The 14901-nt window shown below is 64.5% G+C and carries 14 protein-coding genes; 10 read left to right on the forward strand and 4 right to left on the reverse strand.

The window, feature by feature from the left end:
• Positions 1-73: 73 nt before the first annotated feature.
• Positions 74-820 carry an SDR family NAD(P)-dependent oxidoreductase gene (locus tag DH08_RS11465; protein ID WP_192179403.1) on the reverse strand — a complete coding sequence of 249 codons (747 nt, stop codon included), beginning with the start codon at positions 818-820 and terminating at the stop codon, positions 74-76.
• Between the two features lie 190 nt (positions 821-1010).
• The gene (locus DH08_RS11470; RefSeq protein ID WP_192179404.1) at positions 1011-1511 is read right to left on the reverse strand and encodes an MmcB family DNA repair protein; all 501 of its coding nucleotides are present in this window, start codon (positions 1509-1511) and stop codon (positions 1011-1013) included.
• Positions 1512-2303: 792 nt separating this feature from the next.
• On the opposite strand from DH08_RS11470, the gene DH08_RS11475 reads away from it, so the two are divergent.
• Positions 2304-2498 carry a hypothetical protein gene (locus tag DH08_RS11475; protein WP_192179405.1) on the forward strand — a complete coding sequence of 65 codons (195 nt, stop codon included), beginning with the start codon at positions 2304-2306 and terminating at the stop codon, positions 2496-2498.
• A gap of 37 nt (positions 2499-2535) precedes the next feature.
• Here the strand turns inward: DH08_RS11475 and cueR are convergent, their stop codons facing one another.
• Positions 2536-2949: a Cu(I)-responsive transcriptional regulator gene (cueR, locus tag DH08_RS11480; RefSeq protein WP_192179406.1), complete on the reverse strand. Its 414-nt coding sequence runs from the start codon at positions 2947-2949 to the stop codon at positions 2536-2538.
• Positions 2950-3175: 226 nt separating this feature from the next.
• Between cueR and DH08_RS11485 the strand changes: the two genes are divergently transcribed.
• Entirely contained in the window at positions 3176-3793 is a 618-nt protein-coding gene (locus tag DH08_RS11485; protein ID WP_192179407.1) for a L,D-transpeptidase, read from the forward strand.
• Positions 3794-3902: 109 nt separating this feature from the next.
• Here the strand turns inward: DH08_RS11485 and DH08_RS11490 are convergent, their stop codons facing one another.
• Positions 3903-4979 (reverse strand): TadE/TadG family type IV pilus assembly protein, encoded by a 1077-nt coding sequence (locus DH08_RS11490; protein ID WP_192179408.1) that lies wholly within the window; start codon positions 4977-4979, stop codon positions 3903-3905.
• Positions 4980-5294: 315 nt separating this feature from the next.
• On the opposite strand from DH08_RS11490, the gene lepA reads away from it, so the two are divergent.
• From lepA to DH08_RS11530, 8 genes are all read left to right on the forward strand, one after another.
• Positions 5295-7100, forward strand: a complete 1806-nt coding sequence (lepA, locus tag DH08_RS11495; RefSeq protein ID WP_192179409.1) for a translation elongation factor 4 — start codon at positions 5295-5297, stop codon at positions 7098-7100.
• Between the two features lie 224 nt (positions 7101-7324).
• Positions 7325-8044 carry a hypothetical protein gene (locus tag DH08_RS11500; protein WP_192179410.1) on the forward strand — a complete coding sequence of 240 codons (720 nt, stop codon included), beginning with the start codon at positions 7325-7327 and terminating at the stop codon, positions 8042-8044.
• Positions 8045-8272: 228 nt separating this feature from the next.
• Complete coding sequence (locus DH08_RS11505) at positions 8273-8788, forward strand: hypothetical protein (RefSeq protein ID WP_192179411.1); 516 nt, start codon at positions 8273-8275, stop codon at positions 8786-8788.
• Positions 8789-8798: 10 nt separating this feature from the next.
• The gene (locus DH08_RS11510) at positions 8799-9308 is read left to right on the forward strand and encodes a hypothetical protein (RefSeq protein ID WP_192179412.1); all 510 of its coding nucleotides are present in this window, start codon (positions 8799-8801) and stop codon (positions 9306-9308) included.
• Between the two features lie 62 nt (positions 9309-9370).
• Positions 9371-9718 (forward strand): hypothetical protein, encoded by a 348-nt coding sequence (locus tag DH08_RS11515; RefSeq protein ID WP_192179413.1) that lies wholly within the window; start codon positions 9371-9373, stop codon positions 9716-9718.
• Positions 9719-9901: 183 nt separating this feature from the next.
• Positions 9902-10273, forward strand: a complete 372-nt coding sequence (locus tag DH08_RS11520) for a hypothetical protein (protein WP_192179414.1) — start codon at positions 9902-9904, stop codon at positions 10271-10273.
• A gap of 107 nt (positions 10274-10380) precedes the next feature.
• Complete coding sequence (locus DH08_RS11525) at positions 10381-12408, forward strand: hydantoinase/oxoprolinase family protein (RefSeq protein WP_192179415.1); 2028 nt, start codon at positions 10381-10383, stop codon at positions 12406-12408.
• Between the two features lie 303 nt (positions 12409-12711).
• Positions 12712-14877 (forward strand): malate synthase G, encoded by a 2166-nt coding sequence (locus DH08_RS11530; protein WP_192179416.1) that lies wholly within the window; start codon positions 12712-12714, stop codon positions 14875-14877.
• Positions 14878-14901 lie beyond the last annotated feature (24 nt).

Below are 14901 nucleotides of genomic sequence, written 5' to 3' on the forward strand. Positions count from 1 at the left end.
AGGGCTCAACAGGGCCAGAAGCGTCTGTCATACGGAGCCTGCGGTGCTGAAGTCGGCTGACATCCTGCGCGCCTCATGCCGCCGCCGCAAGTCCGCTGCCGCTCACCGTGAAGGAGCTGCCTTGCGGTTTGCCGGTAGCGAGCGCGACCACCGCGCGAGCGACATCGGCCGGTGTCTGCATGTCGGTCATGCTCGCCAGGAAGTCCTTCGGTCGGATGCCCATATAGGCCGAAATGCCGTCGATACCGCGGTCACCAACGCCGGTGCCCGGCATGATGCGCGCCGGCGCAAGTGCCATGAAGCGCAGGCCGAGGCCGAGCCGGTCCGCTTCCTTCTGGCTGTGACCGGCCAGGAACATCTGCATGCGTTTTGCGCCGGAATAGCCGCCTGAATTCGGCGGCCCACCGCTAAAGGCAGCACCACTGGAGATCAGCACCACCCGGCTCCCCGGCTTGAGCCGGCCCTGGAGCGCTGCCTTGCAGAACAGGAACGACGCCTTGACGTCCATGTCCCAGTTGGCCGAGAAGACCTCCCAGCTCTGCTCCTGGATGGGGGCGGACGGCGCGAGAGCGCCGGCGCAGATCACCAGGACGTCCGGCTCCAGCACCTTGAAAACCGAATCGGGCGCAGCCTCCTTCGTCGCGTCGGACGCAAGGGTTTTCACACCGGGCATCTCGTTGAAGAGCTCTGTCAGGGCTGCCGCGCCGCGGGCGACGGCGAGAACGGTCGCCCCTTCGCCAAGTGCTGCTTCTACGATCGAGCGGCCGACTCCCCGGCTGCCTCCGATGACGACAACATTCTGACCTTCTAACGATCCCATGGATCACCTCTCTTTCCGGCCGCCGGACCATCCGAGCGCGCCTGTTGATCAGGACAGCGCAGGCAGGCGGAAATCATCGGTGCGAGGTCAAAAAACCTTCTCAGGCGATGGGGCGGGCCGGCGCAAAGCTCCGATCTGACTCCGTCGCCAGCCGGCGACGCGCCAGGCCTGTCGCCTGCGCGACGCACTGCTATTCGCTCTCGCCCTCGAGCGCCGGCACCGAGACGCCCGCGAGCTCCGCCGCCAGCAGCCGCGAGGCGCCCGCTCGCGCGATCCTCAGCATCAGCGCCTTGCGTGTCGCAGCCGCCATGCGGTGCTCGGGCGCATCGCGCAGGATCTCGGCGCCATAGCCGTCGGAAAGGATGAAGCCGCATTCCTCGGGAAAGATCTCCTGGGGCACGCCGGGATGGGTGGCGAAGAAGAAGCGGTCGGAATGCAGCCGGTAGTCGGGCCATTTGCGGTCGACCCGGAAATCCTCGATCGAGGATTTGATCTCGATGATCCAGATGTCGCCCTGGCGCGTCATCGCGACGAGGTCGGCGCGGCGCCCGGTGGCCAAGGACAGTTCAGGCAGCACATGCGCGCCCATGTCCATCAACAGTCGCTGCACCCCACGCCGCACCAGCATGGCGCGCTCCGACTGTCGGCCGTCGATCAAAGGGTTGAGGGGAATCGGGGAAATGATCGGCATGACGGGCACCATGCCAGTTTTTGTTCACGGTTTGAACCCATGAATGGCACGAGGCCGGTGAAACGCCTTTAGTGAGCACTAACGTAGCTAGGAACGCGTGCCGGACTTTCCATGAACGAAAGGCCATCAGCCTAGCTCGAATGGCTTATGGCATTGCGTCGCCGTTCATACGACGGAACGAGACAGGCTTTATCGCCGGGGCAAGGCTTGCGGGCAGCGGCTGTACCCGGCCGTAGGGGAACAGGGGAACGCTGCATCTTGCCGGTGATGTCCTTCACCGTCTTTAACAGCGCCTCATGCAGTGTCTGGAGCGAGCAACGCTCGCCGTAGGCGGCGTGACCGGCTCCGTTCCCACGTTGAATGAGCCGCAGCCTATGCCTGTCACATCAGCTTAACAATTCTCTGGTAGCTAAGGCCCATAGCCTTACTTTTCCTCCGCCCCGCCAGCTTCATCCAAAGCAGACGGGGCTTATTTTTGTTGAAGACGTTGCTGCGCCGGTCCTGTTCCGTGCCATTGGATGGAAGCTGCATCCTTCGCCGTCTTCAACAGCGCCTCATGCAAAACCTGGAGCGAGGCGGTAGTGATCGCAGCCAGGCGATATCGGCGGGCCGACGATGCTCTTGTGCAGGCCGCGATCGTAAATTGACGGACCCAGCCAAGATTAGATGGCTGCCACGCAAAGGGGCAATTACACCCAAAAGAAGTCAGGCCAGGACTGTTTTCAGCCTTGAAGGCCCACGAGCGCGGATCATATAAGAATATATACTTTTCCCATTGCTTCAGGGGTAGGCATGGCGGTGAACAGGGCAGCATCAAAAAGCGAGAGGCTCTCGGCCTTCGACCTCGATGCTCTGCGCGAGGTGTTCAGGAAGTCGGTTCGTGAGCATGACGTCTCAGCAGCCGATTGGGCGGAACACGCCAAATTGTTCCTCAAGCGGACAACCAAGCGCGAAGCTGGCAAGGAAATTATCAACCGCGTCGTTTAGGCGGCTTGGTATCAGCCATTGATGCCGCACCATCGCTCTATGCCGTTGGCGCTCGACTACCTTCAGCCGCCCCAGCCATATCATCCAAAATCGGGCAGTCCGGCCGGTCGTCGCCGTGGCAGGCGTGGATCAGTTTTTGTAGTGTCGCCCGCATCGACTGCAACTCGCGCACCTTCTCCTCGATGGCGCTGACATGGGCGGCGGCGATCTCGCGCACATCGTGGCTGGCGCGGCTGCGGTCCTGGTAGAGCGCCATCAACTGGCGACAGTCGTCGATGGAAAAGCCGAGGTTGCGCGCGCGGCGCAGGAAGGCCAGCCGATGGATATCGTCGCCCGAATAGTCGCGGTAGCCATTGCCGGCGCGCGCCGGCGCGATCAGGCCGATCTCCTCATAGTAGCGGATGGTCTTGGCCGGCAGGCCGGAACGCTCCGCGGCATCTCCGACATTCATGGCGTCTTCCCTGGTTTCGGCAGCTCTCGGAACTGCCCCATTGAAATTGCTTCACAATCCTGTGACGGCTGTTGCCGAAATGCCGCAGTCGCGGGCTTACCGGCACGTAAGGTCCTGCATATAGGCATCGCGCGCTTGGCAAGCAACGCAAATGCCAGCATGAATGGTTAAGGAAAAAGCGGCCGACTCGTGCCGCGATCAACTGGGCAGGGCATCGGACCTATTCATGCGCATGAAGTCGTTTGCAATTGTCGCTGCCCTCGCGCTGTCGACCACCATTAGCGGTTGCAGCACCATAGGCTCGCGGCTGTTCACCAACAACTACGGCGCGGTCACCGATGCGGGCTATCAATTGCCGCGCATCCCGATCGAGAAGGTGCCGGCGAAGTATCACCGGCAAGAGGTGAATTACGACACCAAGGAAAAGCCGGGCACCATCATCGTCGACACCCAGAACAAGTTCCTCTACTTCGTCGAGGGCGACGGCCGCGCGATACGCTACGGCATCGGCGTCGGCCGTGAGGGCTTCGAGTGGCACGGCACCGCCCGTATCGCGATCAAGCGCGAATGGCCGACCTGGACGCCGCCCTCGCAGATGATCAAGCGCCAGCCCGAGCTGGCCAAGTTCGCCGGCGGCATGGACCCCGGCCTGAAGAACCCGCTCGGCGCGCGCGCCATGTATCTGTTCAACAAGGGCGGCGACATGGGCTACCGCCTGCATGGCAGCCCGGAATGGAACTCGATCGGCAAGGCGATGTCGTCGGGCTGCATCCGGCTGATGAACCAGGACATTATCGACCTCTACGACCGCACGTCGGTCGGCGCCAAGGTCATCGTACTGTGACACCTTTTATGACGCGGACCGTCTAGGCAACAAATGGACGTCCAAAAACAGAAAACCGGGCAATTCGGCCCGGTTTTTTGTTGTCCGCATTCTGAAGTTGCGAAGCCCCCTACTGCGTCAGCACCGTATCCGAAGGCCGCTGGTTGAAGTCGCACTTGCCGGTCACGGTGTAGAAGAAGTCGGCGTTGGAAACCGCGGCCGGCACGGGATTGCCGCCGTCCTCCCATGCCTGGTAGCCCGGCTGGCCGCAGGGCACGGCGGTGAAGATGTCGACGGTCTGGCCGGTTGCGACCTCGGGCATGACGGTCGGGCTTGTGCCGATATAGAGCCGGTTGGAGGTGGCCGGATCGTTCGACTTCAGGGTCTTCGGCGAGCCGGACGGCACGTCCATCTGCAGATAGAGGCTGCTCATCAGGCTGACGTCGACCACGGCGCCGGAGCCATTGGCGGGATACATCGTATCGACACAGCCATATTTGGTGCCGCTCGAGTCGGTCTGGATGGCCGTTCCGGCGGGCAGGCTCTTCTGCAGAGACTTCGTCGTGCCTACCACGCAGACCTGCTTCTGGACCGTCGTGCTGATGTCTGCGCCGCCCGAGTTGGTGATGGTGTTCACAAGCGTCGTGCCGTAGCCCTTCGGATCGCCGGTGTTGCCATAGGTATAGGTGATCGTCATCAACGGCTTGGCGGTGGTCGCACCGAACTTCGTGCCGTAGAGCGTCATGGTCTTGCCCCAGTAGCCCGACACCTTCGTCACCTTGAACGTGGTCTGCACCAGCGCCGGCCGCTTGCGCACCGCCGAGCCGACGGCCACCTGCACCGTGTCGATCCTGGCGATCTGCATGAAATTGGTCGGCATCGGATAGCTTGCCGAGGCTCTGGCGGTGGCTGTGCCGTCGGCGGCGACGTCGAAGCTGTCGAGCTTGGCGGTGCCTTGCCCGCCATTGGCGGCGAAGGACTGCTCCAGTGCCGTCTGGCGGGCGGCAAGCGCAGTACCGGTCGGCATCGTGGTGATCGACAGGATCGCCGCATCCAGCGCGTTCTGCATGTTGCCGCGGGTCTGCACGGCCGAGGTGTAGTCGACCGAAAAGCCGACGGCGAGCGCCAGCGGGACGAGGGCGATGATGAAGACGGGCACGAGCGAACCGCTGGTCGAGCGGAGGAACTGTTTTGCAAACCTGGGCATCTTGGGGCTTTCGAGGGCGATGTTGGCCGGTTGTGTGGCCGCGAACTATGCCTCAAACCCGTGGATTAAAGATTAAGGGCGGCTAATGTCCGCGGCGGCAGCAACACGCGCGCGTCCGCACATAGATGCTGGCGGGCCAGAGGGGGGGCGCGAAGGATCGCGGCCCTTGCGCCATGCGGCATGCCGCGCAGCCCTTCGCTGTCGCTTCGGGCGTTCGTTGTTCGGAAGCCAAGCAGTTGGCTTTCCGTCCGCTGCGCGGACCACGCCTCACCCCCCCGCTTGCCCCTGCAACCCGCCCCTGCTAAAGGCCGCCGCATGACCACCCCGCTCGACCACATCCGCAATTTCTCCATCGTCGCCCATATCGACCATGGCAAATCCACGCTTGCCGACCGGCTGATCCAGTCCACCGGCGGGCTGGAGCTGCGCGACATGAAGGAGCAGGTGCTGGACTCGATGGACATCGAGCGCGAGCGCGGCATCACCATCAAGGCGCAGACGGTGCGGCTGAAATACCGCGCCAACAATGGCGAGGACTATATCCTCAACCTCATCGACACGCCCGGCCATGTCGACTTCGCCTATGAAGTGTCGCGTTCGCTGGCCGCTTGCGAGGGCTCGCTGCTGGTCGTCGACGCCAGCCAGGGCGTCGAGGCGCAGACGCTGGCCAATGTCTACCAGGCCATCGACAACAACCACGAGATCGTCGTGGTGCTGAACAAGGTCGACCTGCCGGCCGCCGAGCCCGAGCGCATCCGCGAGCAGGTCGAGGAGGTGATCGGCATCGACGCCTCCAACGCCGTGCTGATCTCGGCCAAGACCGGCCTCGGCATTCCCGATGTGCTGGAGGCGATCGTCCACCAATTGCCGCCGCCGCGCGAGGGCGATGTCGCCGCCCCCTTGAAGGCGATGCTGGTCGACAGCTGGTACGACGCCTATCTCGGCGTCATCGTGCTGGTGCGCATCATCGATGGCGTGCTGAAGAAGGGCCAGACCATCCGCATGATGGGTACCGGCGCCAAATACCTGGTCGAGCGCACCGGCGTCTTCACCCCTGCCCGCATCAATGTCGACGAGCTCGGCCCCGGCGAGTTCGGCTTCTTCACCGGCTCGATCAAGGAAGTGGCCGACACCCGCGTCGGCGACACCATCACCGAGGACCGGCGCGCCACCGCGCAGGCGCTGCCCGGCTTCAAGCCGGCGCAGCCGGTGGTGTTCTGCGGCCTGTTCCCGGTCGACGCCGCCGATTTCGAGGATCTGCGCGCCGCCGTCGGCAAGCTGCGCCTCAACGACGCCTCCTTCTCCTACGAAATGGAAACCAGCGCCGCACTTGGCTTCGGCTATCGCTGCGGCTTCCTTGGCCTGCTGCATCTCGAAATCATCCAGGAGCGGCTGGAGCGCGAGTTCAACCTCGACCTCATCGCCACCGCACCCAGCGTCGTCTACCGCCTGGCTCTCAATGACGGCACGGTGAAGGAACTGCATAACCCGGCCGACATGCCCGACGTGGTCAAGATCTCGGCCATCGAGGAGCCGTGGATCCGCGCCACCATCCTGACGCCCGACGACTATCTCGGCGGCATCCTGAAGCTCTGCCAGGACAGGCGCGGCATCCAGGCCGACCTCTCCTATGTCGGCAAGCGCGCCATGCTGACCTACGATCTGCCGCTCAACGAAGTGGTCTTCGATTTTTATGATCGCCTGAAATCGATCTCCAAGGGCTACGCCTCCTTCGACTATCATCTGACCGACTACAAGGAAGGCGACCTGGTGAAGATGTCGATCCTGGTCAACGAGGAACCGGTCGACGCGCTGTCCATGCTGGTCCACCGCACCGCGGCGGAAAAGCGCGGCCGCCAGATGTGCGAGAAGCTGAAGGAGCTGATCCCGCACCACCTGTTCAAGATCCCGATCCAGGCCGCGATCGGCGGCAAGGTTATCGCCCGCGAGACCATCTCGGCGCTGCGCAAGGATGTCACCGCCAAGTGCTACGGCGGCGACGTCTCGCGCAAGCGCAAGCTGCTCGACAAGCAGAAAGAGGGCAAGAAGCGGATGCGCCAGTTCGGCAAGGTGGATATCCCGCAGGAGGCGTTTATCCAGGCGCTGAAGATGGGGGACTAAGCGGTCCGGCCCTCTGGGCCGGACGCATCGACCCGGTGGGTCGATGCGAGCGCAAGTCCGGCTGGGAGCTGCCGCAGGCAGCGGGTCCCACCCAGGGGGTTGCGGCAGTGCGATGAGCTCGTCCCCGCGGTCACGCCCACAGTGAAGACTAAGCCCACATCCCCATTGCACTTTCCACCCTCGATTGTATCTTTGCGTCACGTCTTGGGGGAAATCACCTTTTCATGCGCAAATACGGGACACCGCTCCTCTCGCTTTTTCTCGACTTCTTCTGGATCAATACAGCCGTAGGTCTGGCCATCTCTCTGCTGCCGGCACTCGTGCAAGCTGCGTTTGGCGGACCTTTGCCATGGGCGGCGCAGATCGTCATCTCTCTAGTCTTGCTCTCGATTGGCCGCCTGCTGAACCTCTCGCTCGGGGAATATCTGCTCTCCCATGCTGTCGCCGAACGGGAAGCTGGCGTTCGGCTTCGCCAATGGCCCAACCTGTTGCTTGGAACGGGCGGATTCCTGTCCGGCCTCCAGGAATTGGTGCGCGGGACCCAACCCGGTTCCGGGGTGCCGTTCCTGTTCATGGTCGAGGAAACACCGCTCAAGATGGTCGCGATAATGGCCAACGGAGCGCTCTATGGTCTGGGAGGCATCATGTTGCTGAGGTTCGCAACCGGTGCAAAATTGCTCAACGGCGCTTTGTTCGCGGTTGGTGCCGTGATTATGGCGGTCAACATATTATTCTACCATGACGCAATGGTCGCTGCGATCATCGCGCGTAACGAAAGTCAAGGCAGGTCGATCACCTTGGAAGCGGCAGAACGAGCCGTGGCGCTCTCGCCATACGGTTTCGCTTTGCTGGGTGCCATGGCCGCGATCCTGTACTTCTGCCGGGAGCGTGCGGCGGCTTCTGTTGCCAAGTCCCTCGACAGGCCGCTGGACAGCTCATCATAGCCCTACCGACTCTCACCACGCTCGGCCGCATTTTCTTCCCATGTCCGCCCCCGTTGAACTCCGCAACAGCGCCACCGGCAAGATCTTTCCGCCTTCGGCCATTCCTGATGGCTACGATCTTCGGCTTCTTCGCGCTCAAGAGGTTGGCGTCGGTCCGGCCTGTCCATCGCGCGCCGCTTGGAGAACGCCTCGCCCTGAAGTATCCTTGGGTGCTAGGGGGGATCTCAAATGCGTTCCAGCCCTCTGGACACCGTCTCCGCGAGCGGCCTCGCCATCGGCGGCGCTTTCGGCCTAGCCGGCACCTTCGTGGAAAGCGCTCCGCTCCGCGAAACGCTCTGGACGATCGACGGCGTGGCACTCGTCGTGGCAACCGCGCTGCTGACGATGAAATACCAGCGGCTGGGCAATGACAGCGTCGCGGCCGGGTTCCTGACCTTCGTCGCCGGCGAGAGCCTGCTGCTGTCGGGCAATGCGGCGGGCCTCGAGGCCAGCGTTCCCTCCTATGTCGGCGGCATCTCGCTCTGGGCGGCAGCCCTTGTCCTGATCAGCGCGCCAAACACCTTTGCTCTGTGGATGCGCCTCACCGGCCTCGTTGCCGCGATCCTGTTTGCCGTGTCGGTGGGCATGGTGCTCTGGGGCGCGCCTTTGCTGCCGACCTCGGCGCCGCTGCCTGCCGCCGGCTATCCGTTCCTGGTGCTGACCTTCATCGGCTGGATCTGGACGCTGATGAAGCCCGAACGGTGAGTGGCAAAAAATGTCCGCGCCGCTCGAACTCCGCAACAGCGTCACCGGAAAGATCTTTCCTGCCATCGGGCCGTTCATCATCGGCGCGATGTTCGGCTTCGGCGCGCTGCAGGGGCTGGCGTCGGGCGCCGATGGCGGACACGTGCTGGTCATCGCGCTGCTGGCGGTGGCTTGCCTGGCGCTCGGCGCATCAATCGCGCGCGGCGCCTTCGACACTTCGGTCAAGGTCGTGCTGGACAGTCAAGGTTTCCGCGATCGTCGCGCCGGCGATGTGCTGGTGCCGTGGCGCGACGTGCGCAGCGTGCGCCTCACCTCCGGCAAGGGCTCGGCGATGCTCAATTTCGAGCTGATCGAGGAGCCGCCTGACGCAATCAAATATGCGCCGGCCAATGCGCTGAGCCGGATCCTGCCCTTCGGCAAGACCATCGTGCACATGGAGGTCTCCTCGCTCGATGTCCGTGGCGAGGACATGATCGACGCGATCCGGCAGCTCGCGCCGCATGTGGTGGTGGCGCGCTGAAGGGGAAGATGGCGATTGCCCGCCGATCGTGCGAGCTTGCGTCTCCGATTCGGGACGCCGCCATGCTTCGCCTCACCCTTCTTGCCCTGCTCCTCGCCACCCCGGCGCATGCCGCCGAGATGGCGTTCTTCGTCAAGAACCTGCGTAGCCAAGCGGTGGCGGTCGAGCTGTTCAGCCGCGACCGCGAGACGGTCTGGCCGGGCGGCGACAGCGTGTTCCTGATCCAGCCGGGCTCGCAGAAGTCGGTGCCGATCTCCTGCAATTCCGGCGAAAACATCTGCTACGGCGCCTGGGTCAACGGCCAGGACAACATCTCCGCCGGCGTCGGCCCCGACAACGACCAGCCTTGCGACAATTGCTGCTTCATCTGTGTGGAGAAGACCACCGAGACGATTGACCTGGTGCCGTAGCGGAAGCTGCCAATCTCCCCCCTCGTGGGGGAGATCGGCCGCCATCGCTGCCTTCGCCAATCTCGAACGTCGCAGGGACCAAATCACCTCGGGATTACCCCAATCCTCGCTTCCTCGCTCCAGCCTCGCATGCCATGATTCTCCCCTCGGCCGTGGGGGCCGATTCTCATCCCAGGGGGTTTTATGTCTTTCGCCTTTCCGCGCCGCATCGTCGTCGCGCTCTCGCTCGCGGCCTTGTTCGCGCCCGTCGCCCATGCCGGCGACGTCACCTTCGAGATCAAGAACAGCCATCCCAATGCCATGCGCGTCGAGCTCTACAGCCAGGACCGCGACTATGTCTGGCCGGGCGACGGCAAGGATTTCTATCTCGACGACGGCGAGACCAAGCAGCTGCCGATCTCCTGCGAGGAGGGCGAAGCGATCTGCTACGGCGCCTGGGTCGACGGCGACGAGGAAACCTATTGGGGCGTCGGCCCCAACAACAAGGAAAAGTGCGAAGACTGCTGCTACACCTGCAGCGGCGGCGAGACCGAGGAAATCGACCTGGTGGAGTGATCTGCCGATCTCCCCCCCTCGTGGGTCCCTTGGCCCAGCGCTCGCTTCTTTATCGACCGGCCCGTATCGGCTAAGGGGCGGGGAAAGAGAATTCCCCGGACCTGCTCATGACCGCCAAGCCAAAACCCCTCCCTTTGTTCCTCGGCATCGATACCGGCGGCACCTACACCGATGCCGTGCTGTGGTCGGAAACCGGTAGCCCACGTGGCAAGGTGCTGGCCAAGGCCAAGGCGCTGACGACGCGCCATGATCTGGCCGTCGGCATTTCCGGCGCGGTCGATGCGGTGCTGGAAAAATCCCGCACCGATCCCACGGCGATAAAACTGGTGTCAATGTCGACGACATTGGCCACCAACGCGCTGGTCGAGGGCCAGGGCGGGCGCGTGGCTTTGGTCATGATCGGCTTTTCCGAGACCGACCTTGCCCGCGACGGGTTGAAGACGGCTTTAGGCACCGACCCAGTCGTGTTCTGCCCCGGTGGCCATGATGTTCACGGCAATGCCGCCAAGCTCGATCTGTCCGGCCTCGAGGCGGCCTTCCCCGAGCTCGGCGGCTCGGTGTCGGGCTTTGCCGTCTGCGCCTATTTTGCCACCCGCAACCCGGCGCATGAGATCGCCGCCCGCGAGTTGATCCGCGAGAAGACCGGCCTGCCGGTCACCGCCAGCCACGAACTGTCGGCAAAACTTGGCGGCCCGCGCCGGGCGCTGACCACGCTGCTCAACGCCAGGCTGATCTCGATGATCGATCGGCTGGTGGCGGCGACCGAAGGATTTCTCGAAGCGCGCAAGATCGCAGCCCCCCTGATGGTGGTGCGCGGCGACGGCGCGCTGGTGTCGGCGGCGTTCGCCCGCCAGCGGCCGATCGAGACCATTTTGTCGGGCCCGGCCGCCAGCCTGGTCGGCGCCCGCCACATGACCGGGCTCGACGATGCGGTCGTCTCCGATATTGGCGGTACCACCACCGACGTCGCCGTGCTCGACGGCGGCCGCCCCAGGCTCGATCCGGAAGGCGCCACGGTCGGCGGCTTCCGCACCATGGTCGAGGCGGTGGCGATGCGCACCTTCGGCCTCGGCGGCGATTCCGAAGTGGCGCTGGAGGACGGCGCACTCAACCCAAAGATCCTGCTCGGGCCGCGCCGCCTGGTGCCGCTGGCGCTGGCCGGCATGGTGCATGGCGAGGCGGTGACGGTCGAACTGGAACGCCAGCTGCGCGCGCCGAACCCCGGCCGCATGGATGGCCGCTTCGCGGTGCGCACCGGCGTGCCCGAGCGGCTGGCGGCGGGTCTGACCGGCGCCGAGGCCAAGCTCTATGAACTGATTGGGGCAGTGCCGCTGCCGCTCGACAGGCTGCTGACCTCGAACGCCCAGAACGCCACGCTGAACCGGTTGGTGTCGCGCGGGCTGGTGCATATTTCGGGCTTCACCCCGTCGGACGCCGCCCATGTGCTGGGCAAGCAGGCCAATTGGGACGCCGCCCCGGCGCGTCTCGGCGCCGAGCTGTTCGCCCGCAAGCGCGACGGCCGCGGCCAGGCGATCGCCGCCACGCCGGAGGCGATTTCCGAGCGCGTGCTGCTGACGCTGACCCGCTGGTCGGCCGAATACATCCTTGAAACCGCCTTCGCCGAGGATGGGCTGGATGGCGCCGCCACCGTGGCGCATGCGCTGGTGCAGCGCGCCGTCGATTCGCATCCCGGCATCGCCCGCCTCAGCGTCGCGCTCGACCGGCCGGTCATCGGCCTCGGCGCCTCGGCGCCGCTGCACTATGCCGGCCTGCCGCCGCTCATTGGCAATGGCTGCGTGGTGCCCGACGATACCGACGTCGCCAACGCGCTCGGCGCCGTCGTCGGCCAGGTCCGCGTCTCGGCCGAGGCCCGTGTCAGCCAGCCCGTGGAAGGCCTGTTCCGGCTTTCATCGGGTGAAAGCGTGCGCGATTTCACCGACGAGGCTTCCGCCGTGGCGGCGGCCGAGGTCGATGTGCGGGCCATCGCCGCCAAACGGGCGAAAGACGCCGGCACCGACAGCGCCGAAATCGAAGTCGCCACCGAATTCAGCGTCTCCACCGTCGAAAGCCAGCGCATGTTCATCGAAGCGCATGTGGTGGCGGTGGCCTCGGGACGGCCACGGATTGCGGTGTGATGGAGAGCTTGATCTCCCCCCAAGTGGGGGAGATGGCCGGCAGGCCAGAGGGGGGCGCTGTCCCGCCGGCGTCTCCGTTCTACCTTCGCTCCGGTATCCAGTCGTGGTGATGTTCCCACAGCAAAAGTGGCCAGATTGGCGATCCTTCGCGCCCCCCTCTGCCCTGCCGGGCATCTCCCCCACGAGGGGGGAGATCGGCAGCTCCGGCCGACTGCAAAATTCCACCTTCACCCTAAGCCGAATTGACCCTTCACCCTCGACATGCCAAAGGCCCGGCCTAGCCTTTCATCTGGAGACGCCCTGATGACCGATCGCACCGAGATCGCCGGATTGCGGATTGCCCGCGAGCTGCATGACTTCGTCGTCGACGAAGCGCTGCCCGGCACCGGCATTGCCGCCGATGCGTTCTGGAACGGTTTTTCGACCATCGTCCATGATCTGGCGCCGAAGAACCGGGCGCTGCTGGCAAAGCGCGACGCCATGCAGGAACAGCTCGATGGCTGGTACCGCGACAATGGCGCGCCGCTCGACATGGAGGCCTACAAAGGCTTCCTGAAGGAGATCGGCTATCTCGTCCCTGAGGGCCCGGCCTTCAGCGTCTCCACCGACAATGTCGATCCGGAGATCGCGGTGGTCGCCGGGCCGCAGCTGGTCGTGCCGGTGATGAATGCGCGCTATGCGCTCAACGCCGCCAATGCGCGCTGGGGTTCGCTCTATGATGCGCTCTACGGCACCGATGCCATCCCCGAAACGGGCGGCGCGGAAAAAGGCAAGGGCTTCAACCCCGTGCGCGGCGCCAAGGTGGTTGCCTGGGCCAAGGACTTCCTCGACCAGTCGGTGCCGCTCACCTCCGGCAAATGGGCCGGCGTCAACGGTCTGTCGGTTGCCAATGGCGCGCTGAAGCTCAGCGCCGGCGCCGGCGGCACCACGCTGGCCGATCCGAAACAGTTTGCCGGCTATCGCGGCGATGCCGCCAACCCTGCGGCCGTGCTGCTGGTCAAGAATGGCCTGCATATCGAGATATCGATCGACCGCGCCAACCAGATCGGCCGCACCGACCCGGCGGGGATCGCCGACATCATCCTGGAATCGGCGCTGACCACCATCCAGGATTGCGAGGATTCGGTCGCCGCAGTCGACGCCGAGGACAAGGTCGTCGTCTACCGCAACTGGCTCGGCCTGATGAAGGGCGACCTCGCCGAAGAGATCAGCAAGGGCGGCAAGACTTTTGTCCGCAAGCTCAATCCCGACCGCGGCTACACATCGCCGGCCGGTGGCCCGCTTGCGCTGCCCGGCCGCTCGCTGATGCTGGTGCGCAATGTCGGCCACCTGATGACCAATCCGGCGATATCGGACCGGGACGGCAACGAGGTGCCGGAAGGCATCATGGACGCGGCGATGACGGCGCTGATCGCTCTGCACGATGTCGGCCCGAACGGGCGGCGGATGAACTCCCGCGCCGGCTCGATGTATGTGGTGAAACCGAAGATGCACGGGCCGGAGGAGGTCGCCTTCGCCGTCGAGATCTTCGATCGCGTCGAAGCGCTGCTCGGCATGGCCAGGAACACCATCAAGATGGGCATCATGGACGAGGAGCGGCGCACCACCGTCAACCTCAAGGAGGCGATCCGCACGGCAAAAGAGCGCGTGGTGTTCATCAACACCGGCTTCCTCGACCGCACCGGCGACGAGATCCACACTTCGATGGAAGCTGGCCCGATGATCCGCAAGGGCGACATGAAGCAGGCCGCCTGGATTTCCGCCTATGAGGCCTGGAACGTCGATACCGGGCTGGAATGCGGCCTGGCCGGCCACGCCCAGATCGGCAAGGGCATGTGGGCAATGCCGGACCTGATGGCGGCGATGCTGGAGCAAAAAATCGTCCACCCGAAGGCCGGCGCCAACACCGCCTGGGTGCCGTCGCCGACGGCGGCGACGCTGCACGCCACCCACTACCACAAGGTCGATGTGCATGCCGTCCAGGCGGCGCTGAAGAGCCGACCCAAGGCGAAGCTCGACGACATATTGTCGGTGCCGGTGGCGGTGCGTCCGAACTGGACGCCAGACGAGATCCAGCGCGAGCTCGACAACAACGCGCAAGGCATTCTGGGCTATGTCGTGCGCTGGGTCGACCAGGGTGTCGGCTGCTCGAAAGTGCCTGACATCAACGATGTCGGCCTGATGGAGGATCGCGCCACGCTGCGCATTTCCTCGCAGCACATCGCCAACTGGCTGCGCCACGATGTCTGCTCGAAGATCCAGGTCATGGATGCCTTGCAGCGCATGGCGGCCATCGTCGACCGCCAGAATGTCGGCGATCCGCTCTATCAGCCGATGGCGCCCGACTTCGACAGCTCCATCGCCTTCCAGGCCGCCTGCGACCTGGTCTTCAAGGGCAGCGTCCAGCCCAACGGCTACACCGAGCCGGTGCTTCACGCGCGGCGGCTGGAGCTGAAGGCGAAGGGCTGAGAGCAAAACAAAGGCGGCGGGCCG

The sequence above is a fragment of the Mesorhizobium amorphae genome (assembly GCF_014843845.1).
GTDB lineage: Bacteria > Pseudomonadota > Alphaproteobacteria > Rhizobiales > Rhizobiaceae > Mesorhizobium > Mesorhizobium amorphae_A.